At 40.7% G+C, this 20,856-nt stretch carries 17 protein-coding genes and 3 tRNA genes; 8 read left to right on the top strand and 12 right to left on the bottom strand.

The window, feature by feature from the left end; translation table 11 throughout:
• Window positions 1-5: 5 nt before the first annotated feature.
• Entirely contained in the window at window positions 6-1,022 is a 1,017-nt protein-coding gene (locus AC27JR_RS14000) for a metalloprotease (RefSeq protein WP_487173939.1), read from the bottom strand.
• Window positions 1,023-1,201: 179 nt separating this feature from the next.
• Here AC27JR_RS14000 and AC27JR_RS13995 point away from each other — a divergent pair, with 179 nt between their 5' ends.
• Window positions 1,202-2,416 carry an EAL domain-containing response regulator gene (locus AC27JR_RS13995; RefSeq protein ID WP_487173938.1) on the top strand — a complete coding sequence of 405 codons (1,215 nt, stop codon included), beginning with the start codon at window positions 1,202-1,204 and terminating at the stop codon, window positions 2,414-2,416.
• Between the two features lie 40 nt (window positions 2,417-2,456).
• Here AC27JR_RS13995 and AC27JR_RS13990 read toward each other — a convergent pair whose 3' ends face one another.
• Window positions 2,457-3,524, bottom strand: a complete 1,068-nt coding sequence (locus tag AC27JR_RS13990) for a CNNM domain-containing protein (RefSeq protein ID WP_487173937.1) — start codon at window positions 3,522-3,524, stop codon at window positions 2,457-2,459.
• A gap of 81 nt (window positions 3,525-3,605) precedes the next feature.
• Here AC27JR_RS13990 and AC27JR_RS13985 point away from each other — a divergent pair, with 81 nt between their 5' ends.
• Entirely contained in the window at window positions 3,606-6,098 is a 2,493-nt protein-coding gene (locus AC27JR_RS13985) for an alpha/beta hydrolase family protein (protein ID WP_487173936.1), read from the top strand.
• A gap of 165 nt (window positions 6,099-6,263) precedes the next feature.
• Window positions 6,264-6,968 carry a response regulator transcription factor gene (locus tag AC27JR_RS13980; protein WP_008108280.1) on the top strand — a complete coding sequence of 235 codons (705 nt, stop codon included), beginning with the start codon at window positions 6,264-6,266 and terminating at the stop codon, window positions 6,966-6,968.
• Window positions 6,969-6,972: 4 nt separating this feature from the next.
• Here AC27JR_RS13980 and AC27JR_RS13975 read toward each other — a convergent pair whose 3' ends face one another.
• From AC27JR_RS13975 to nudE, 7 genes are all read right to left on the bottom strand, one after another.
• Window positions 6,973-8,484 carry a YifB family Mg chelatase-like AAA ATPase gene (locus AC27JR_RS13975; protein ID WP_131690293.1) on the bottom strand — a complete coding sequence of 504 codons (1,512 nt, stop codon included), beginning with the start codon at window positions 8,482-8,484 and terminating at the stop codon, window positions 6,973-6,975.
• 298 nt (window positions 8,485-8,782) lie between these two features.
• Window positions 8,783-9,397, bottom strand: a complete 615-nt coding sequence (locus AC27JR_RS13970) for a trimeric intracellular cation channel family protein (RefSeq protein WP_008108278.1) — start codon at window positions 9,395-9,397, stop codon at window positions 8,783-8,785.
• A gap of 464 nt (window positions 9,398-9,861) precedes the next feature.
• A tRNA-Met gene (locus tag AC27JR_RS13965) sits at window positions 9,862-9,938 on the bottom strand.
• Between the two features lie 67 nt (window positions 9,939-10,005).
• Window positions 10,006-10,082 (bottom strand) — tRNA-Met (locus AC27JR_RS13960).
• An 80-nt stretch (window positions 10,083-10,162) separates the two neighbouring features.
• Window positions 10,163-10,239: transfer RNA gene (locus AC27JR_RS13955), tRNA-Met, on the bottom strand.
• A gap of 141 nt (window positions 10,240-10,380) precedes the next feature.
• Complete coding sequence (gene cysQ, locus AC27JR_RS13950) at window positions 10,381-11,178, bottom strand: 3'(2'),5'-bisphosphate nucleotidase CysQ (protein ID WP_076920502.1); 798 nt, start codon at window positions 11,176-11,178, stop codon at window positions 10,381-10,383.
• Complete coding sequence (gene nudE, locus AC27JR_RS13945; RefSeq protein WP_205988833.1) at window positions 11,171-11,743, bottom strand: ADP compounds hydrolase NudE; 573 nt, start codon at window positions 11,741-11,743, stop codon at window positions 11,171-11,173. Before nudE ends, cysQ begins: the two co-directional genes overlap by 8 nt.
• A gap of 264 nt (window positions 11,744-12,007) precedes the next feature.
• On the opposite strand from nudE, the gene yrfG reads away from it, so the two are divergent.
• Window positions 12,008-12,655, top strand: coding sequence for a GMP/IMP nucleotidase (gene yrfG / locus AC27JR_RS13940; protein WP_076920504.1), 648 nt, complete (start codon window positions 12,008-12,010; stop codon window positions 12,653-12,655).
• A 1-nt stretch (window position 12,656) separates the two neighbouring features.
• On the opposite strand, the gene AC27JR_RS13935 is transcribed toward yrfG, so the two are convergent.
• The 3 genes from AC27JR_RS13935 to AC27JR_RS13925 form a co-directional block, all read right to left on the bottom strand.
• Complete coding sequence (locus AC27JR_RS13935; RefSeq protein WP_138623756.1) at window positions 12,657-13,283, bottom strand: dUTP diphosphatase; 627 nt, start codon at window positions 13,281-13,283, stop codon at window positions 12,657-12,659.
• 52 nt (window positions 13,284-13,335) lie between these two features.
• On the bottom strand, window positions 13,336-13,704 hold the full coding sequence (locus tag AC27JR_RS13930) for a YacL family protein (RefSeq protein ID WP_131690291.1): 369 nt from the start codon (window positions 13,702-13,704) through the stop codon (window positions 13,336-13,338).
• Window positions 13,705-14,018: 314 nt separating this feature from the next.
• Window positions 14,019-14,243 carry a hypothetical protein gene (locus tag AC27JR_RS13925; protein WP_008108268.1) on the bottom strand — a complete coding sequence of 75 codons (225 nt, stop codon included), beginning with the start codon at window positions 14,241-14,243 and terminating at the stop codon, window positions 14,019-14,021.
• A gap of 314 nt (window positions 14,244-14,557) precedes the next feature.
• Here AC27JR_RS13925 and uvrD point away from each other — a divergent pair, with 314 nt between their 5' ends.
• Genes uvrD through AC27JR_RS13905 form a run of 4 tightly spaced genes read left to right on the top strand, consistent with a single transcriptional unit; the run spans window position 14,558 to window position 20,798 of the window.
• Entirely contained in the window at window positions 14,558-16,723 is a 2,166-nt protein-coding gene (gene uvrD / locus AC27JR_RS13920; RefSeq protein WP_487173935.1) for a DNA helicase II, read from the top strand.
• The gene (locus AC27JR_RS13915) at window positions 16,701-18,791 is read left to right on the top strand and encodes a GNAT family N-acetyltransferase (protein WP_487173934.1); all 2,091 of its coding nucleotides are present in this window, start codon (window positions 16,701-16,703) and stop codon (window positions 18,789-18,791) included. Before uvrD ends, AC27JR_RS13915 begins: the two co-directional genes overlap by 23 nt.
• On the top strand, window positions 18,760-19,884 hold the full coding sequence (locus tag AC27JR_RS13910; RefSeq protein WP_487173933.1) for an ABC transporter substrate-binding protein: 1,125 nt from the start codon (window positions 18,760-18,762) through the stop codon (window positions 19,882-19,884). The genes AC27JR_RS13915 and AC27JR_RS13910 overlap by 32 nt, the downstream gene beginning before the upstream one ends.
• 56 nt (window positions 19,885-19,940) lie before the next feature.
• A complete protein-coding gene (locus AC27JR_RS13905; RefSeq protein WP_487173932.1) occupies window positions 19,941-20,798 on the top strand; it encodes a chemotaxis protein in 858 nt (285 codons plus the stop codon).
• Window positions 20,799-20,856 lie beyond the last annotated feature (58 nt).

Below are 20,856 nucleotides of genomic sequence, written 5' to 3'. Positions count from 1 at the left end.
CTTACTTAGCTTGATAAAATCTTCATCGGTAAGCTTAAAATGGCGTTTTCTGAGTCAGCAAAGTGCATCATCACTGCTACATGGCCTGCAACCACCAGCGCATACATGACCGCTGAAAAACCTTGGCCATATTTATCTAATGGCAATAAGTGTGAGTAGTGACGGCCGCGCCATTCAAACACGATTTCCAGTGCCCCAACAAACAAAAAGAACATTAATAGCATTAAACCAAACGTATAGCTGAGCCATAAACCAAACAGCACCCCTAGTAAGCACACACTCAAACCAACCCATGAGCGCATTGAAAAACTAATGCTTTTTAGTACATGCCCGCCATCAAGCGGTAAAATAGGCAGTAAATTGAATAAATTAAGCAGTGCACTAAGCACTGCAACACCGGCAAATATTTCCATTTCTGTGGCGTAATAAAGCACTACACCAAGCACAGAAGTAAATAAGCCAAAGGCAGGCCCCATAAGTGATATAACCACATCTTGCCAGCGCGTAGTTATTTTATCGTCGCTCACAGCAAGACCACCAACAAAGGGAATTAAATAAATACCTTTGGTTTTAATGCCAAAATACTTCATTGCACGTACATGGCCATACTCGTGTACCACCAAGCAAGCAATCAGCATTAACGCAAACTCAATGGTAAACAGCCATGCATAACCCGCTACCGATGCGCTGGCAAGCGCCACCTTAACCACCTTAGCGCTTTTAAATAATTTAAAGCCAAGCGCAGCGAATCCTAAAAACCCTTTTTTAGGTGCGCCCTGTGCTGCTACAGGTAGAGCTAACTGAGTTGCAAACTGATTGTTTACATACAACGCTAAGCTTTGCTGGCTTACCTCACTGCTATCAATACCAATTAACTGCTCATCAAGTATAAACTCGACATAATTTTCACGTGGGTTTTCAAATGCAATCGCTTGCTGATCATGAAATATTTTTACAACTTGCTGATCTGCTATCATCAGCGTAAACGGTTGCTCTGCCAGAGAAAGATCGACTTTTATCATTATTCTAACCATTATAAATTATGCCGCTAGTATACCTATCCACCTCAAAAACACGAGTGAGCTAGCATAATTTTAGCAGCGATAATTTAAGGTAAAAAAACTCAACACTACTGACAAAAACAATTCAAGCGACTATTTTTAGTATTACAGGAAGTAAGTTACAACTACTAGGGACAACAATGCGAACTAAATTACCAAACATACTTGTTGTTGATGACTCACAAGCCATTTTGATTGTTATGAAAGCGATTTTTAATGAGCTCGAAATGCCAGAAGTCACTACTTGCTTAAGCGCAGTTACAGCATTAGAGAAAGTAAAGCCTGATATAAACTTTTATGACGCCATATTTACTGATCTGAATATGCCAGAAATGGATGGTATGGAGTTAATTCGTAATTTAGGTGAAATAGGCTATTGCGGTGCGATTGTTATTATTTCTGAAATGGACCCTAAAATAATCAGCCTAGCAGCTGACTTAGCCAAGCAGCACAATGTGCATTTAGTTGGTAACCTTACCAAGCCTGTGCAATTAAATCAGGTAAATACGTTACTTGCCAAAATAGCGCAGTTAAACAGCCATACGCTTGTAAAAGAGCGCCCAATTACTAAAGCTAAGCTTATTAGCGCATTAAAAAATAATGAAATAACACCGTATTACCAACCTAAAATAAATATAAACAATAACCAAATACAAAGTGTTGAAGTATTGGCTCGCATTGTTTCAAATAAAAACGAACGCGTTATTTTACCAAGCCGATTTATAAGCCTTGCAGAGCAATGTGATTTAATCAATGACATTACGTTTACGCTGTTTGAAAAAGCCTGCAGTGACTTAAAACAGCTGAAAGAGCAATTGGGAGAAAGCTTAAAGTTGTCATTTAATATGTCGCCATGCCAGTTAAATGATTTGAACTGTCCTAATAAGTTATTACTGCTATTACAAAAGCACGACGTGCTTCCCAGTGATGTGGTTGTTGAAATAACCGAACAACATGCCCTTTCAAGCTATACTCAGTTAGAAACCTTAAATAGATTCAGAATATTTGGTTTTGGTATTTCGCTGGATGACTTTGGTACTGGCTTTACTAATATTAATCAACTAAAACAACTTCCTTTCACTGAAGTTAAAATAGACCGCTCTTTTATAAGCCATATTGAAACCGATAAGTTTTCGCAAGTGGTGGTCAGCTCATTAATTAATATGACTAGCCAAGAGCAGCTACAACTTGTTGCTGAGGGTGTTGAGCGCCCAGAAGAACTTGCCTACCTAAAGCACTATCAAACAGACTTAACTATACAAGGATTTTTGTTTAGCTGCCCAAAAGCAAAAGCTGAATTTATCTCGTGGGCACAGCACTGGATAAAAACAGCTGCTAAAACAAAAAATAATTAGGGTCTGTTGACCTTTGCAGATTTTTATTTATACAGACCTCCTAACGAGGTTCGTTATCGTCGGCGCTGACTATATGCTCGCTATCAGCTAAGCGTTGATGCCAGCGTTGCTTAGCCACGGCCCGCATATTGGTAGATTGATCTCGCTCATCAACAATTTCTAAGCCCATTAACGCTTCTATCATATCTTCTAGGGTTACAATTCCTTGTACGTCGCCGTATTCATCAATCACTAAGCAAATATGGGTACGCTGAGTGAGTAATGTTTGTAATAACGACGATACGTTTTGCGCGCTCGGTACCGTATAAATAGGCTTAACCAACTTACTAATTTTGTAATCTGTGCCCAAGCGATGATACGCCAACATAATATCGTTTTTATGAACAAACCCTATTATATCGTCAGCGTCTTTGTCATAAATTAACACCCGAGAGAATGATGACGATCCATGTTCACTTAAGTACTGATTAACAGTAAGGTCTTTATGAATTTTAAAAATAACCGTACGCGGAGTCATTAAATCGGTTAGTTTTGCATGTCTAAAGTGCAGTAAGTTTCGAATGATCTCTGATTCATCTGCATGAAGCGCCCCTGACTCACTGCCAATATCGGCCATCGCTTCTATTTCTTGGCGAATATAATAGGCTTCATTATGCTTTTGCCCCATCAAATTGGTTAGCTTTTGTGCAGCCCATACAAACGGCTTAAGTACTAACACCAAAATACGTAAACCATAAGTCACACTCGGTGTTAAAGCACGCCAATAGTTGGCACCCAAGGTTTTTGGAATAATCTCAGATAACACCAACACCAATAAAGTCATAATCGCAGATGCAATCCCCACTGCAGCGTCTGAAAACACCACGGCAGCTTGTGCGCCTACCCCTGCCGCACCAGCAGTATGGGCAACAGTATTGAGCGTTAAAATAGCTGCTAATGGCTGATCAATATTCTTTTTTAGCTTTTCAAGCTGCTTCGCCAGCACTGGGCGCTCTTTGCGCAGCAATGCAACATAACTAGGCGAAATGCTTAATAGCACCGCCTCCATTATTGAACACAAAAACGAAATCACAATCGCTGTAACCATGTAAATGATTAATAGTGTCACTTTTTTTCCTCTATATTGGATATATGAGCATCATAACAATACATGCTATATTTGGCCAAATACCCAATAATAGGCATAACAATGAATTTAAGCGCATCTTGGTATCGTTACGCAAAACGTTTTACTTACTTGGCAACCCTACTTACATTAAGTAGCTTGAGTTTAACGACATTAGCCGCACCACTCGATCAATCAAAAATCCAATTTATTGGTCCGCTTGCAGAAAGCATGCAAGCCAAGCCATTTCAGACACCCCATGGTGACGTGGTTATTAGCAATTTATTGACACAACTTGAATCTAATACTGAAAGTTTTGTTGTATTTGGAAAAAAACACAAGTGGCAGCCACTTGATAAAATTAACGCGCTTACCTTAGGCGGTTTACAGGCACTTAAATTTCATATTGAAACGAACCGATTTACACAAGGCTCCTTAAACATTACAGGAATAGAGCAAGGCCAGGTTTTTATTAACGGTGAAAAGCAAACTGGTGAAAGCCAAAGCTACCCGCTTGCTTTAAATAACGGCTCACATACTGTTATTCTCATCGCCCAACAGGTTGCTAATTGGAATGATGTTAGCTTAGAGTTTGTGCCAAAAGCAGACACTGATGTTGTCACCCTAACCACCAATAAAACCAAACGTTTATCAGCAAAGCAGTTATTCGATGCACCTACTATTAGTGCCCTCTCATTGTCTCCAGATGCTAAGCATTACTTAAGCACAACTAAGCGCTATAGTGATAAAACTGGCAATGATGCACATACCATTACTGAGCTAAAAGATACTAAAAACCAGACGCTATATCGATTTGAAGCAGCCCAGCCAAGTCAGTTCATTTGGAGCCCTGATAACCAATTTTTAGTTTATTTACTCAACAATGAATTAAAGCAACTAAACCGTAAAAACTTAACAATTAAAACCTTAGCCTCTGGCCTTGAAGGCGCAAGTAACTTCAGCTTTTATAACGACAGCAGTATTTTATTTAGTTGGTCAAAATCGCCTGAAGAAAATAACAGCCTAACCAAACACCATAAAGGCCTTCAAGATCGTTGGTCATATGCTCGTACCGTTAGCCAATTATACTTACTCGATACCAAAAGTGGTTTAACCAAAGCCCTAACTGAAGGTGTATTAAGCCATCGCCTTGAAGATGCAAACAGTAACCGTGGAAAACTATTAATTAGTCGCCCTGTTATGGCAATGCAAGCTTCAACACATCCAGAAACTGAGCTAGTTGAACTTACATTAAAATCTAATAGCCTAAAATCACTAGGTAAGTTTAAAACCTTTAATCAAGCAAAATATGCCGTAAGCGACATTTACGTAGTTGCAGGCCCAGATTTTAAAAATGGTGCAGGCAGAACATTACCAAAGAACATGCTGGCTAATAATTACGATGGGCAGCTGTACTTACTAACTGATAACGCAAAAAAAGTAACGGCGTTAAGTAAACAGTTTAACCCTGCGATTGGCACATTAGAAGTACTAAGCAATGGTGATGCGCTAATCAAAGTGACAGAAAAAGACACCCAACCACTGTATTTATTTGATCTAAGTAAGCAGCGCTTTAAAAAGCTAAATACGGGCTTTGATATTGTGCAACAATTTAGTTTTTCAAATACACGCAATGCCCAGTTATTAATTAGTGGCAGTAATGCGTCGAGCGCTCAACAACTCAAGCGCTTCGACGTAAGTAAAAACAAGGTAGAGCTCATTTGGGATTCAAACCCGATTGCGTATGCCAATACGGCTATTCCTGCGCTTGAAGAATTTAACTTTACCAATAAGCGTGGCGTAGAAATCTCTGGCCGTGTTTATCTGCCAAGCAATCTTGATAAAGCCAAGAAGTACCCTGCTCTTGTGTATTATTATGGTGGCACCTCACCAGTAACACGTGGGTTTACTGGGCGTTACCCTTTTAACTTATGGGCAGCAAACGGATATGTGGTTTATGTTGTACAACCGACCGGTGCAACGGGCTTTGGGCAAACTTTTTCAGCACAACATGTAAATGCTTGGGGCGACTATACCGCCGATGACATTATCCAAGGCACAGAGGCATTTTTAGCTAAATACAGTTTTGTAGACAGTAGCAAAGTAGGTAATCTTGGTGCATCTTATGGTGGCTTTATGACTATGCTGCTTGCCACCAAAACCGATATGTTTAGCGCATCTATTGCGCATGCCGGTATTTCAAACTTAACGTCATACTGGGGTGAAGGATGGTGGGGTTATTTATACTCAGGCGAAGCCTCAAAAAATAGCTTTCCGTGGAATAATCCTCAACTTTACAGCCAGCATAGCCCTGTATTTCATGCCGATAAAGTAAATACACCATTACTGCTTATTCATGGTGACAGTGATACTAATGTGCCTGTGGGCGAAAGCTTAACTATGTACACAGCCCTAAAACTGCTTAATAAAGACGTTGAAATGATAGAGTACAAGGGGGCTGATCACCAAATATTTGCGCGCGATAAGCGATTTAATTGGTGGAACACCATGTTGGCTTACTTTGACAAAAAGTTAAAAAATGAACCACAATGGTGGGATTCAATGTATAAAGATTAGTAACCATAATGCGCACTTTGTCGCTCAAGTGAAAAGTGCGCATTACAAAAGTAATGTTATTAGACCAATTCGTAATATAATGTTACCGAAAAACAACGTTCTCTGTGTTATGCAGACCATTAATAATGCTAATATACAAAGCTGAAACTAAAAAAATAACAGACTATGGCAATTAATGTTTTATTGGTTGAAGATGACGAATTACTCGTAAAGCGCATCCAAAATCATTTTATAAATACCGAGTTTTCTATTGACGTTGACCCCACAGGGGCCGATGCGTTAAATGTTGTTAAAAGCCGAGTAAGTCAGCGCAATACGATTTCCTTGGCAATAATTGATATTGTGCTACCAAAACGCGACGGTTTACAACTTGCCAAAGAGCTAAATACGCTCACCGATATTGGCGTTATCTTATTATCGAGTCGTGACTCACAAGCCGATCGAATTGCAGGCCTTGCTCAAGGTGCCGATGACTATATTTGCAAGCCGGTAGATTTACTTGAGCTTGAGCTAAGAATGCGCGCCCTATACAAACGAGTTGCCAATAATCACAGCGACGATGACAGTGAAGAGTTTATTGAATACGCCGATTTTAAGCTTCATCCAGATAATCGCACCCTTATTACAGCCAGTGGGATTGAATCACGACTGACTGAAGCAGAACACAAAGTGCTTATTTGTTTGATTGGTAATGCTGGTAAAGCGACTTCCCGTGAAAAAATATCAGAAGAAATTGGCCAGCCCGATTGGAGCCCCAACGATCGCACAGTAGACGTGTTAGTGGGTCGTTTACGTAAAAAGCTGAACGATGAGAAAGATCAAAAACGTATTGTCACTGTTCGCGGTAAAGGCTATATGCTTTCAATTTAAATCCTTAGTGTTGGGTTAACTGCGATAATAAACGCTCAAATGCCCGATAATTAAGCGCTTCTTTAAGCTCATTTAAACTGATTTGTGGCGCACCTTTTAAATCACTTATCGTCCGCGCCACTTTGATTACTCTATGATAAGAGCGCGGCGATAGCGCCAGCTTTTCACTGGCTCTGGCTAAAAACTGCAGCTCTGCAGGTGGTAACTCACAGTGCAAGTTCATCTCTTTGTTATTTAACCGCGCATTTACTTTACCTTGGCGTTTAAGCTGAACTACATAAGCTGCTTCTACTCGTGCCCTCACCTCAGCACTGGTTTCTTCTGTAGTTGTACTTTGTAGCTCCACGCTGCTCAACCTTGGTAGTTCAATTTGCAAATCAATTCTGTCAATAAACGGCCCCGATACTCGCGATAAATAGCGCATTACCTGATCGGGTGTCGCCCGTTTATCATGATGACACCCAGTTGGACTAGGGTTAAGTGCTGCAATAAGCTGAAACTGCGCTGGAAATTCCATTTGTCTGGCCGCGCGCGAAATCGTCACTGTTCCGGTTTCCATAGGCTCTCGTAATGAATCCAGCACTTTACGCTCAAATTCAGGCAGCTCATCTAAAAACAACACACCATTATGCGCTAACGATATCTCACCGGGCTTAGGGTTAGACGAGCCACCCACTAGCGCCACCGCAGAACAGGTATGATGCGGATTGCGAAACGGTCGCTGACGCCAATTGGTTAAATCAATTGAATGACCAATAATTGAATATAAGGCCGCTGTATCAATGGCTTCATCATCAGACATGGTTGGCATTATGGTAGCCATTCGTTGCGCAAGCATTGATTTTCCTGTTCCTGGTGGACCTAAAAACAATAAGTTATGCCCACCAGCAGCGGCAATTTCTAATACACGTTTAGCACCGGGTTGGCCTTTTACATCACTTAAATCGAGTAAAAAGTCTGGCGCTTGGGTGCAATCAGGGTAGACAATATTGAGCGGTAAAGGTTGTTGATTGAGCAAGTCTCCCCACACCTCTTGTATAGAACTGACGGCTTTTCGCTTTACACCACTGACTAGGCTGGCCAAACTGTCATTTTCAAGAGGCAGAAAACAGCAACGATTTTGCTCTTTGGCACCAAGCACTGAAGGCAAAATGGCATTTACCGCCCGTATTTCACCATTAAGTGCAAGCTCACCGTAAAATTCATACTTATGAATATCAGGGCAGACTATTTGCCCCGATGCGACCAAAATACCTACCGCAATCGCAAGGTCAAATCGCCCACCATCTTTAGGGAGATCGGCAGGCGCTAAATTAACGGTAATACGTTGATCGGGAAATCCAAATTGCGAGTTTTCAAGAGCACTACGTACTCTATCCTTGGCCTCTTTAACCGAGGTTTCGGGTAAACCGACAATATGAAAGGCGGGTAAACCATTGCCTAAATGTACTTCAACCATCACCTCGGGGGCGTTTATCCCCACCTGCGCGCGAGAAAATATACGGGCTAACGACATTCCTTATCCTAGGGTCTGCTGACCTTTCAAGGTTAAATTTGCAGCAGTCTGTTTGGTATTTAGGCAAGGCAGAGCCTATGTCGTGTGGTTATTCCCCATAAATAGGCGATAACGCAGCATTAATGCCAAACAGGCGCTGCCCGAAGGGTTCTGCCTAGGGGCGATTTACTCTTTGTTGCTCGGTTTTCACTTAGTCCACTAGGTTACAAACCTCGCGCCGCGATTAAGTCGCCCCTAGTTTGAACAAATTTTAATCCGCAAAGGTCAACAGGCCCTATAACAGCTGTATTTACACAGTTTAGTCAGGATATTTAAAAACATGTAATATAATCTTCCATTTAATCGCCGAAAAACGTAGCAATAAGGTCATTAGCATACTCAAAATCATTGCCACTTCCACCGTTAACGATAGGTTGATACTTAAGGTATACACAATACCACCAGCAATACAGGTAATAGCATACAGCTCACCTTTGAGCAGCATTGGAATATCGCGGGCAAGCACATCGCGAATCAATCCACCAAAGCAGGGAGTGATCACAGCCATAATCACAACTGTCATATCTGGCATACCGGCCAATTGCGCTTTTTGCGCTCCCATTACTGCAAAAAAGGCTAAACCAAACGCATCTGCGGTTTGTAACACATAGTACGGAATTGATTTTTGCTTATTGATCAGTCGCGTTGTAACCAGAACCGCCACCAAAATAGCATAAAAGTAGCTTTGGTCGTGTAACCAAAATACGGGCTGGTCGAGTATTACATCGCGAACGGTACCGCCGCCAATAGCCGTAACAGTTGCAAGTACAACTACACCAAAGCCGTCCATTTTCTTTTCGTAGGCCACTAAGGTGCCTGAGATAGCAAATACCGCCACACCTATTAAATCAAACCAGTGATAGAGTTCAGTCATAATTTTGATTACAAAAAGTTTTAAAGAGTTTAGTGCATAGCATACTAAATATTCAGCAATAACACTTTCAAAAAGTAGAATTCAAGATGTTAAAAATAGAGTGAATAGATTTAAATTCAGGCATAAAAAAACACGCTTTAGCGTTTCGATTTAATAAAACATATTATTTCAGTGGTTGCGGGAGCCAGAGTTTGTAAGGAGCGAACCGACAACCTTTGCTGGCTAATGGAAAGCTGAGACCGACGAGCTACCCATTTCACTGAATTTTAGGCATAAAAAAACACGCTTTAGGCGTGTTGCTTTAATATAGCTGTTTATTTCAGTGGTTGCGGGAGCCGGAATTTAATAGACGACCTTTGCTGGCTAATGGAGAGCTGAGACCGACGAGCTACCCATTTCACTGAATTTTAGGCATAAAAAAACACTCGTATAGAGTGTCGATTCATTTTTACAATTTATTTCAGTGGTTGCGGGAGCCGGATTTGAACCGACGACCTTCGGGTTATGAGCCCGACGAGCTACCAGACTGCTCCATCCCGCGCCTGAAATTGCAGATTTATTTATAGTTGCTTACATTACAACTTGGCTTCCAATCCTCTAAAGGAAATTGGTTGCGGGAGCCGGATTTGAACCGACGACCTTCGGGTTATGAGCCCGACGAGCTACCAGGCTGCTCCATCCCGCGCCTGTATATTTTAAGTCTATCGACTACTTAATTTAATCTCTTAAGTTAGAGTTTACAGTATCCAATTTTCTAAATAAAATTGGTTGCGGGAGCCGGATTTGAACCAACGACCTTCGGGTTATGAGCCCGACGAGCTACCAGACTGCTCCATCCCGCGCCTGTAATTTCTTAGTAACAGTATTGTGTTATTCACAAGCCTGTTTCGAAGAGAGCGCTATAATATAGGAATAAACCTATAATGCAAGGTTTTACTAATTAAAAACGTTTAAGTGAACAAAAACCCATCAAACAGTGATATTTACAGTAATCGCTGATGTGGATTTATCATTTTTTGCCACTCCCAGTCGGGATGACCCATAACAATAAAATCTGGATTTTCTGTACTTTCTCTTTGGTTGTACGTTAAAGGATTAAATTCAGCATCGGTAATACAGCCACCTGCTTCTTCAACAATAACCTGCGATGCACCCGTATCCCATTCACCTGTAGGACCAATTCTTAAAAAACAATCCGCTTTACCCTCAGCAACAATACACGCTTTAAGTGAACACGAACCTAAAGCCACCGTTGCAAATTGCGCATTTAGATACTGACTAACTGCTTCTATTTTTTGGCGGCGACTCACAGCCAAAGTTAAACTCTCGGGCGGTGCTACAAATATTTGTTTATCGTACTCACCTTCTCGCTTGAATGCCCCATTATTAGCAGTTGCATAATAGGTCACGCCCTTTGCTGGCCAATGAATAACTCCCAACACTGGGTGGTTATTTTCTATCAATGCAATATTAACGGCAAAGTCACCACTTTCGAGTATAAATTCACCGGTGCCATCCATCGGGTCAAGCAACCAATACCGTTGCCAGTGCTGCCTATCTTGCAATGCTGGAATGGGGGTTTCTTCTGACATAATTGGAATGTCGGGAGCTAGCGCATTTAAGCCGGCGACGAGCACCTCATTTGCGGCTAAATCTGCTTTGGTTACTGGCGTATTATCTGATTTTTCTTGTTGACCAATATCATCTTTTTTATACAAAGACATAATGGCATCCCCTGCACATTGCGCAAGCTCAATACATGGCTCTAGAAGTTTATTCATTAATGTCTCCTGAGGCTAAATACTTATCTAATAATAGCAGAGCAGCAACACTACGTGCTTCAGTAAAGTCAGGTTGGTCTAATAATGACTGCCACTGTGAAAGCGGCCATTTCACCAGCACTAATGGCTCAGGCTCATCACCTAGTAAGGTTTCAGGGTATAAATTTTTAGCAAACAAAATATGCATGGTCGCGTTAAAGTAGCTCGGTGCCATAGTGACTGTTTTGAGCGGTTTAAAATACTCAGCGCCAAAGCCAATTTCTTCTTTAAGCTCTCTATTTGCGGCTTGTTCAGGCGTTTCACCTGGGTCAATGAGCCCTTTGGGGAACCCTAACTGATAGTCATTGGTGCCTGCACAATACTCACGAACTAGTAATAGCTCATTTTCAGTTGTCATGGGCACAATCATAACGGCTCCACGGCCACCGCCGCGAATTCGCTCATACTGACGCTCTTGGTTATTTGAAAACTTAAGCTCTAAAGACTCCACAGTAAATAAGCGACTTTTAGCGACAACATTATTACTGAGAATTTGTGGTGGTGTTGGGTGCTTTTTCTGTGTCATGGGCATCAATTTGCTATCATTGCAGTTATACTAATCATATACCCAAATGAGTATAAGATGCGAGTTTCAGTTTGAATTAAAAGCAATTTAATTGAGCAAATAATTCTCGGGTTTCGTTAAGGTTAATTCTTTATTTCAAAATATGAATACGCTTTGAATATAACATTGTCGGATTTATATCTTAATAACCCAAATAACAAAATTCATTAATTCACTTCATCGCAAGTTAGTCATTTCAATAAGCAATTTTCACAAGGATACATCATGCTCAACTGGTCAAAAATCGATACTGTATTACTCGACATGGATGGAACATTACTCGATTTAAATTACGACACCGACTTTTGGCTCAATGTTGTGCCACAACAACATGCCTTGGCTCAAAATATTAGTATTGATGAAGCGCGTGCAGATATTTTAAAACGCTATCAGGCTGTGAGTGGCAAAATTCAGTGGTACTGCTCTGACTATTGGGAAGCACAGCTAAACTTACCTATTCTCGAATTAAAGCGTCAGTCTGCCCACTTAATCAAAATACGTGAAGACGTTCCGCATTTTTTAACTGAACTTAGACGAGCAGGTAAAGAGCTCATTTTGCTGACTAATGCCCACCCTGAATGCGTAATGCTTAAATTTGAACATACCGCTATTGATAACTATTTAGATGGGGTGGTGTCGACTCATGAATACGGGGTAAGTAAAGAGCAACAAAGCTTGTGGCATAAGGTACAAGAGGATTTGGGGTTTGATAAACGCCGCACTTTATTTGTAGATGACAGCTTACCGGTATTACATGCCGCACGAGAATACGGCATTGAGCATTTACTTGCGGTTGCTAACCCTAATAGCCAGCAACCACATAACGATATAAGCGATTACTTAAGCGTAACCGATTATCGTAAGCTTATTTAGCTCATTCGCCCTGAGGGTAACGCGCTACTAAGCCTTGATATACCTGTTTTGCAAAATCTGCATGTTCAGTATCAAGGCTTTTAACTACTTCTACTAAGTGTTCGTTATCTTCTTGACCATGCCATACTTTAATGTAGCTGCCATCTTTGTAACCATGATCTTGGCGGAAAAAGTTAAGCGTATTTTTACCTACATAACCACGGTATAAATCATCAATATCCATGCCTATTTGCGCCATACAACCAGCAAAGGCGGCTGCATCAAAGGTTTTATTGGCAACAGCACTGGCCGCTAGTAATTCAAGCGTTTGTTTAAAGTCATCACCTTGTTGTGGTGCACTCATTTCGGCTTGTAGTTGCGTAGCGATTTGCTCATAGCTGGTCTCACCGTCAATACGCAACGATAAGCCAAAGTGAAAAATATCAACGAGCTCTAAAATCACTTGTTCAGTATCTGGGGTTTGTTTTTTCCACCATTTCCAACCGTAATGGTCTAACATTTCTGCACATTCAACCCAAATAGCTCTATACCATTCAAAGCCTTGGCTAAACCATTGCTCATGTACTTTAGTATTCATGGCATTTTGCATTTCTAGCATAACAACTAGCTTGTTTAAATTCGCAGACATATTGGTTCCACTGTTGGATTTATAATTAGGGTAATAATACAGATAATATAACTTAACGACCAGCCGAAAACTCATGCCATGAGTTGATCAGGTCAACAAAGTCTTCAAAACCACAACCACTGCTTAAATCATTCTCTTCAAGCATTAATTCGTCATCTTGGTAGGCTAATATATCTTCGTTATCTTGATGCAGCGCATGTGCTTCGAATAATGCTTCATCTTTGGAAAGGATCAGGTCAATTTCTTGGCCTTTGAGTGTTAACGGTTCAAAGCTTGAACTCACCGAGCTAATAAGTGCCTGCACCATAGCCACTTTGTCTTTGCCTATTTCTTCGTTTAACCAACGGCCTATAATCGCGTGCTCGCTGCTTATTTTAATTCTTAACCCACTAATAGGGTCGCGAATAAATTGGTATTCCATATACTTTTATTCCAGTACTGCTAATTACAACAGATTATAACCCAGTCAGTTATGAATAACGCAAGCCAGACACAAAAATAGCGCCATAAGGCGCTATTTAACCTGAACTCTGGTTAAGAGATTTACTAAAATATTGAATCAAAATGATATTTATGTTTGTTTTCTCTAGCCAGAGATGTTCAGTGAAAACAAGGCGAAATTACGCGTCAATAGCTAGTCTATTGCAAGTAAATTCAACGCAGTTAGCGCTCAAAATAGCTGCTTGAGATAGATTTATTATCCAGAGTTCAGGTTATTTAGTATCATCAATTTAGCTAACCGCCTGAGCGATAGCGGGCAGCGTCAATAATTGCCCATAAATGGAATACGGCTCCAATTACGGCTGGAACCACTAAAAACCATAATGCATAGCCGCCAAAAACCAAAATTGCAAACACCAGCGCAGCTAGAATACGCCCCTGCACCAGTTGCCCTAGACCGGGGAAAAAAATATTACATAGAGCGGCGATTACATTACCGCCAGAACCTTGTTCAGCCATACCAACCTCTGTAGTTTAATTAATTTTGTATTTGTACTTATTATTTATACTTACACACTTTATGCCAATTTATTAAGGCTTACAAATCATACAGTTAAATTATTACCAATTTATCACTTTAGTATTTTTTGCCAAATTTAGGTCAAATTAGCAATTTTAAATACATATTTTATTACTTGCTCTGTATATATTAGTATCAATACAGTAACTTAAATACCTATTTTATAAATAGCTGTTTATAAAAACAGTATTTTATTTAGCCTAACAAAAACACCTGTTATACTGCTCTCATTATTGATTAAAAAGGCGTAACGATGGACGTTTCAGAATTACTCGATGGCTTAAATGATAAACAACGCGATGCCGTTGCAGCGCCATTACAAAACATGCTGGTATTAGCAGGAGCAGGTTCAGGTAAAACTCGAGTATTGGTTCATCGTATTGCCTGGTTAATGCAAGTCGAGCAAGCCTCTGCCTACAGTATTTTTGCGGTAACCTTTACCAATAAAGCTGCTAAAGAGATGCGCTCAAGGGTTGAAGAAACTTTAAAGGCTCCTGTTGGCGGCATGTGGATTGGTACTTTCCATGGTTTATCGCACCGAATTTTACGTGCACATCACCGTGAAGCAAATTTACCCGAAGCCTTTCAAATTTTAGACTCTGACGATCAGCTTCGCATGATCAAGCGCTTATTAAAATCGATGAATATCGATGATAAAAAATGGCCTGCAAAACAATTTGGCTGGTACATAAGCGCTAAAAAAGATGAAGCTCTGCGCCCTAAAGATATTCAAGCATACGATATTAACGAGCAAATGATGCTGCGCGTTTACGCCGCCTATCAAGAAGCTTGCGATAGAGCTGGCCTAGTTGATTTTGCCGAAATATTACTACGTAGCTATGAGGTTCTTAAAAATAACCCAACTCTGCTTCGTCATTATCAGCAGCGCTTTGCGCATATGCTAGTAGACGAGTTTCAAGATACCAATACTATTCAGTATGCATGGTTAAAACTACTTGCGGGCGACACTAGTAGCATCATGATTGTAGGCGATGATGACCAAAGTATTTACGGTTGGCGTGGCGCTAAAATTGAAAATATCAAACGCTTTTTAACCGATTTTGACGCAGAGACAATTCGCCTTGAGCAAAACTATCGCTCGACTGCCACTATTCTTAAAGCATCTAATGCACTTATACAGAATAACTCCGAGCGTATGGGTAAAAGTTTGTGGACTGACGGTAACGACGGCGAACCAATTTCTATTTATGCCGCCTTTAACGAGCTAGATGAAGCGCGCTTTGTGAGTAGCAAATTACGCAGCTGGCTAAATGCCGGAAATGCGCTAGAAGATGCGGCTATTTTGTATCGTAGTAATGCGCAATCGCGGGTACTTGAAGAAGCGATGCTACAAGAAGGTTTAAAGTACCGAATCTATGGCGGTATGCGATTCTTCGAACGCCAAGAAATTAAAGATGCCCTCTCATACCTACGCTTAGTGGGTAACCGCCAAGATGATGCCGCATTTGAGCGTGTAATTAATACCCCAGCCCGTGGGATTGGCGACAAAACATTGAGCCATATTCGTGACTGCGCTCGCGCTGAATCTCTGCCGCTTTGGTATGCTGCTAAAGCCATTGTAGAACAACAGCATTTATCGGGGCGTGCATCAGGAGCGGTTGCAAAGTTTGTCGAACTTATTGAGCATATTGAAGATAAAATTAGTGACTTAACGCTGCATGAGCAAGCTAAATACGCGATTCAAACCTCAGGGTTAATGGCTATGTATCAGGCTGAAAAAGGCGAGAAAGGTCGCGCTAGGGTAGAAAACTTAGAAGAATTAATTAGTGCTTGCGATCAGTATGAACTCCCCGAAGAGGAAGAATTTAGCTCGCCACTACAAGGCTTTTTAGCTTATACCTCACTTGAGTCGGGCGAAGGCCAAGCCGATGAGCATGAAGACGCCGTTCAAATGATGACGCTTCACTCAGCTAAAGGTTTGGAGTTTCCTTTAGTGTTCATGGTCGGTGTTGAAGAGGGCATGTTCCCATCACAACAAAGTAATGAAGAAACCGGCCGTTTAGAAGAGGAGCGCCGCCTTTGTTACGTGGGTATGACCCGTGCTATGGATAAGCTATATATAAGCCATGCCGAAAGCCGCCGTTTATATGGCCAAGAAAAATATCACAGCCCATCGCGCTTTTTACGTGAAATACCCGAAGACTGCGTAGAAGAAATTCGTATTAAAACACAAGTGTCTCGCCCGCCAGCAGCCGGTCGCTTTAGCGCATCGGTGAGCCATGCTGCATTTGAAGAAAGCGGATTTAACTTAGGTCAACGCGTGCTGCATGCAAAGTTTGGCATTGGCACCGTGCTCAACTACGAAGGCAGTGGCGCACAATCTCGCGTACAAGTTAACTTTGACGACTTAGGCAGTAAGTGGTTAGTAACGGCTTATGCAAGATTACAAGCCGTTTAACCGCGTTATAGAGCGTGTACAGCAACAACTAGCGAATGCGAAACATCGTCAATTACTGCTGCTTACAGGCGATAAGAGCTGGTGTTATGAGCAAAGCACTCAGCTGCTTGCTCATTTACAACAGCCCTCCTTTGTGCTTTCAAAAAGCACTCATTTAGTCAATGCACAGTGGCCAGAGCATACCCACCAAATTTTAGGGCAAGAGTACGCACACGCCGTTTACGATGGCTTCAGTGGACTGGTACCAGATAAACTAGCCGCCCTCAGTGGCGTTGTGCAAGCAGGCGGGTTTTTAATTATATTGCTACCCGAACTTGAAGCACTTAAACACTGGTGTGATGACGCCCTTCCCTTATTTCAATCCTTTGGGCAAATGCACCCTTACAGCTTTTTTAACCAACGCTTAGCACACTTACTCAGCAAAACTACTTTACTACATTTTAGCCAGCGAAATGGCTGGCAGTGCATTGCCGATACTAATCAATCAACTGGTGAAATTGACTTTACCGAGCAGCAACAGTGTGTGGAATTAATAATAAAAACGGCGAACGGACGAGCAAATCGACCATTATTAATTAATGCAGATCGGGGAAGAGGAAAATCAGCCGCATTAGGCATTGCAGCTAGTAAACTCAGTGATAAAAACATACTTATTTGCGCTACGCAATTTCGTGCTTTGCACAGCAGCTTTAAGCACTTAGCGAGTGCACTTAATCTTGAGTATCAGTTAGGCGATAAACACATTGCAAACATGCACTATGTGGCGCCTGATCAACTACTGAGCGAACAACCGCAGTGTGACTTACTATTAATTGACGAAGCAGCAGCAATCCCTGTACCGATCCTTATAAAAATACTTCACCTATATCCTCGCGTGGTATTTTCAAGCACTATGGTTGGCTATGAAGGCAATGGTCGCGGTTATATTTTAAAGTTTACTCGTTACCTCAAAACGCATTTTAAGAACATGCGTAGCATTAACCTTGAACAGCCTATCCGTTTTGCAAAACATGATCCTTTAGAGCAGCACCTTCGCATACTCTTAGCTTTAGATGCAGAACACCACAGCACTAGTTTGAATAATGCTCCTTTGCAATTTAAGCATGTGCAAGCAAATCAACTTGCTAGCAACGAGACACTGCTTCATCAAGTTATTGGTTTGCTTACATTGGCACATTATCAAACCAGTGTGAATGATTTGCGCCATTTACTAGATGCCGCAGGGCAACGCCTATTTATTTGCCAACAAGGTGATAATATTCTTGGTCTGTGTTTAGTTGCGATAGAGGGTGGCTTTAATACATCGTTGAGTAATGAAGTAGCGCAAGGTAAGCGCCGCCCTCAAGGACATTTAATGGCGCAAAGCCTTGCACAATTAAGCTTTAACGCTGAGGTATTAAAACAACACTGTGCTCGCGTAGTGCGAATTGCCATAGACCCAGAGCTGCATAATAAACAATTAGGAACACAATTATTAAAGTACTGTGAGCAACAATTGCAAACTGAGTGTGATTGGTTGGGTGCCAGCTTTGGGGCTAATGCACAGTTACTTAGTTTTTGGCAAAAAAATGACTTTAATTTAGTAAAATTGGGTTTTCAAAAAGATAAGGCAACCGGCGAACATAGCGCATTAGTTGTTAAAAGCTTAACCGACAGTGACCAACTACAAGAGCAATTAACAGCTCAGTTCGAAGCTGATTTTCCTTTGCAATTGCTCAGCCACTTTAGCCAGCTTGATTGTAAATTAGTCGCAAAAATTGTCTTACGCTTTAATACTCATACCAACAGCATAGCCGATCAATCAAGATTAAAATCCATGTTAGCAAGTGACTATCAGCTCTTTAATATTAAACCTCTTCTATGGCGGAGCTTGTGGGCATCTCCTCTTAGCTTGCCAAATGATGAGGATAATTTCCAATCTGTTTTTATTAGGCTAATATTACAGAATTGGACACCTAAAAATATCCAAATTGAGTTAGGTTTAAATGGCACAAAATCATTTAATGCATTAATTAAAAAGGCTGTAAATAACTGGTATGAGCGCATTTCGCATAATAATACACCTTAGTATTACCTTCATTGCATTCGCCTTGGGGCAGCCTTTAGCCTATGCAGAGCAAGATAATAGCAAAGTAATTAAACTAGGCATGTCTACGGCGCTTAGTGGGCCGGCTCAAAATATTGGCCAACAATTACATAAAGGCAGTAGTGTTTACTTTAATAAGATCAATAATGCTGGCGGTATAAACGGCGCTCAGATATTGCTTTTGGTTGCTAACGACAACTATGAGCCAAAGCAAACCGTTAATAATACCCGTACCTTTATCTATTCAGACAAGGTTGATGCACTTTTCGGGGCCATGGGCACTCCAACCAGTCATGCCATTATACCTTTACTAGAACAATCACAAGTTCCGTTTTTAATGCCTTTTAGTGGGGCGAGCTTTCTATATGAAAAATCACGCGCTAACGTCTTTAATTTAAGAGCCAGCTATAATGACGAGGCGGCAGAACAAATTAAATACCTAGTAGAGGAACGTAAACATACAAAAATAGGGCTATTTATTCAAGCGGATGAGTTTGGCTTGTATGTAGAATCAGGGCTGAGAAAAGAGTTAGCTAAGTATGATCTGTCTCCCGTTAAAGTCGCGCGTTATCAACGTAACAGCCATGATGTGGAATCAGCGTTGAATACTTTGCAAGCTAGTGGAGTGACAGCTATCTGTTTAGTTGGTACCTACGCACCACTTGGTGAGTTTATAAACAGTGCACATGCGAAGAATTTTACCCCAGACTATACCAGTGTTTCTTTTGTACCTAGTTCTGACTTATTTGATGAGGTGACTACTCCCTCAAATATTATGGTGACAGAAATTGTTCCTAACCCACTTACTTGTAATGATGATTTTTGTAATGAGTTTTTAGCCGATATGCTGGCAAACAAGATTACAAAACCCAATCGCCTTCATTTTGAAGGTTATATTAACGCGATGGCATTTAGTAGAGCAGCAGAAAACTGCAAATTACCGCTTAAACGCTCTTGCCTAATGAAAGAACTTAATTCACTGTTAATAAATGATAAAATAGTCAAAAAGCTTTTTCTTGATATTGAAAATCAAAATAAGCGTAATGTATATCGATCTTATTATGTGAATAAATAAGTACCTTCCAAATATTGTTCTATCCTTAATATACAAACTAAGTATGTGAGGAAACTATGGACTTAATTAACTTTAAAGTGGGTTATAAAACCATTTCACTTAAGATTCTTGATATCTTATTAACGGAACAATTTAATAATAACCTCACGGTATTACCTAACGACAATAAAAGCTTTTTAGGTGTAAAAGACTATATGGGGATCCCAACCCCTGTATTTGACCTAGGAATCATTCTAAATGGAGTCTCTACTGAGCACAGTAATTTAGATGCTTTAAAGCAGCTTAAATCCTGGCAAAAACAACTAATGGCTTGGTTTAATAAGTTAGAGCAGGAGTTACTTGTTTCGCAAAACTCGTTAAAGGCGAGTCAATATGAGCTTGCTGATTTTGAACAGTTTTATACAGAGTTTAAAACGGATAACGACGAACTAAAAAATTCAATGTCACGCTTTGACGAACCGTTTAAATCGCTTCTACACAAATTGACAAGTGCGATAAGTGCATACAAACAAGGCAACAGTAAACAAGTTAGCACCCAACTTGAGATTATAAGACGGCATGAACTTATTCACCTGGAGCGTTTATTTGACTCTGCAATAGAGCAAATCACCTTAGATTATAAACCTATTATTGTTTTTACCACCAAAGATGGAATGATCCCTCATGTAGGCCTGTTAGTTGATAAGGTGGAAGATAATATTGAATATAAAAAAGAAGATATTAAACCTCTGGATAAGCTCACTGAAGTTGGTTTTGATATTGACCCCCAAACAAGAAACATGATGTATGGTCTAATTAAGCTTGCTGATAAACACAGTGTGCTTATTGATCCTAGCGCAATATTTAAGCCCAAAGATCTTGAAACACCTGACAACGCACCAGAACAAGAAACTGAAGCCTATGGGCTGTTTTAATTACTCTACTTTTATCCTACAGAAGTAAAAAAAGCCCGACTCTTTAGAGTCGGCCTTG

The organism is Pseudoalteromonas sp. NH0006-26 (assembly GCF_057552415.1).
The sequence above is the reverse complement of the archived record's forward strand: the minus strand, read 5'-3'. Positions and strand labels throughout refer to the sequence as shown.

Bases quoted from the DNA above. Each gene is read 5' to 3' on its own strand.
- AC27JR_RS14000 (WP_487173939.1), bottom strand. From the start codon at position 1,022: ATGATAAAAGTCGATCTTTCTCTGGCAGAGCAACCGTTTACGCTGATG.
- AC27JR_RS13995 (WP_487173938.1), top strand. From the start codon at position 1,202: ATGCGAACTAAATTACCAAACATACTTGTTGTTGATGACTCACAAGCC.
- AC27JR_RS13985 (WP_487173936.1), top strand. From the start codon at position 3,606: ATGAATTTAAGCGCATCTTGGTATCGTTACGCAAAACGTTTTACTTAC.
- AC27JR_RS13980 (WP_008108280.1), top strand. From the start codon at position 6,264: ATGGCAATTAATGTTTTATTGGTTGAAGATGACGAATTACTCGTAAAG.
- AC27JR_RS13975 (WP_131690293.1), bottom strand. From the start codon at position 8,484: ATGTCGTTAGCCCGTATATTTTCTCGCGCGCAGGTGGGGATAAACGCC.
- AC27JR_RS13970 (WP_008108278.1), bottom strand. From the start codon at position 9,397: ATGACTGAACTCTATCACTGGTTTGATTTAATAGGTGTGGCGGTATTT.
- cysQ (WP_076920502.1), bottom strand. From the start codon at position 11,178: ATGAATAAACTTCTAGAGCCATGTATTGAGCTTGCGCAATGTGCAGGG.
- nudE (WP_205988833.1), bottom strand. From the start codon at position 11,743: ATGACACAGAAAAAGCACCCAACACCACCACAAATTCTCAGTAATAAT.
- yrfG (WP_076920504.1), top strand. From the start codon at position 12,008: ATGCTCAACTGGTCAAAAATCGATACTGTATTACTCGACATGGATGGA.
- AC27JR_RS13935 (WP_138623756.1), bottom strand. From the start codon at position 13,283: ATGTCTGCGAATTTAAACAAGCTAGTTGTTATGCTAGAAATGCAAAAT.
- AC27JR_RS13930 (WP_131690291.1), bottom strand. From the start codon at position 13,704: ATGGAATACCAATTTATTCGCGACCCTATTAGTGGGTTAAGAATTAAA.
- AC27JR_RS13925 (WP_008108268.1), bottom strand. From the start codon at position 14,243: ATGGCTGAACAAGGTTCTGGCGGTAATGTAATCGCCGCTCTATGTAAT.
- uvrD (WP_487173935.1), top strand. From the start codon at position 14,558: ATGGACGTTTCAGAATTACTCGATGGCTTAAATGATAAACAACGCGAT.
- AC27JR_RS13915 (WP_487173934.1), top strand. From the start codon at position 16,701: ATGCAAGATTACAAGCCGTTTAACCGCGTTATAGAGCGTGTACAGCAA.
- AC27JR_RS13910 (WP_487173933.1), top strand. From the start codon at position 18,760: ATGAGCGCATTTCGCATAATAATACACCTTAGTATTACCTTCATTGCA.
- AC27JR_RS13905 (WP_487173932.1), top strand. From the start codon at position 19,941: ATGGACTTAATTAACTTTAAAGTGGGTTATAAAACCATTTCACTTAAG.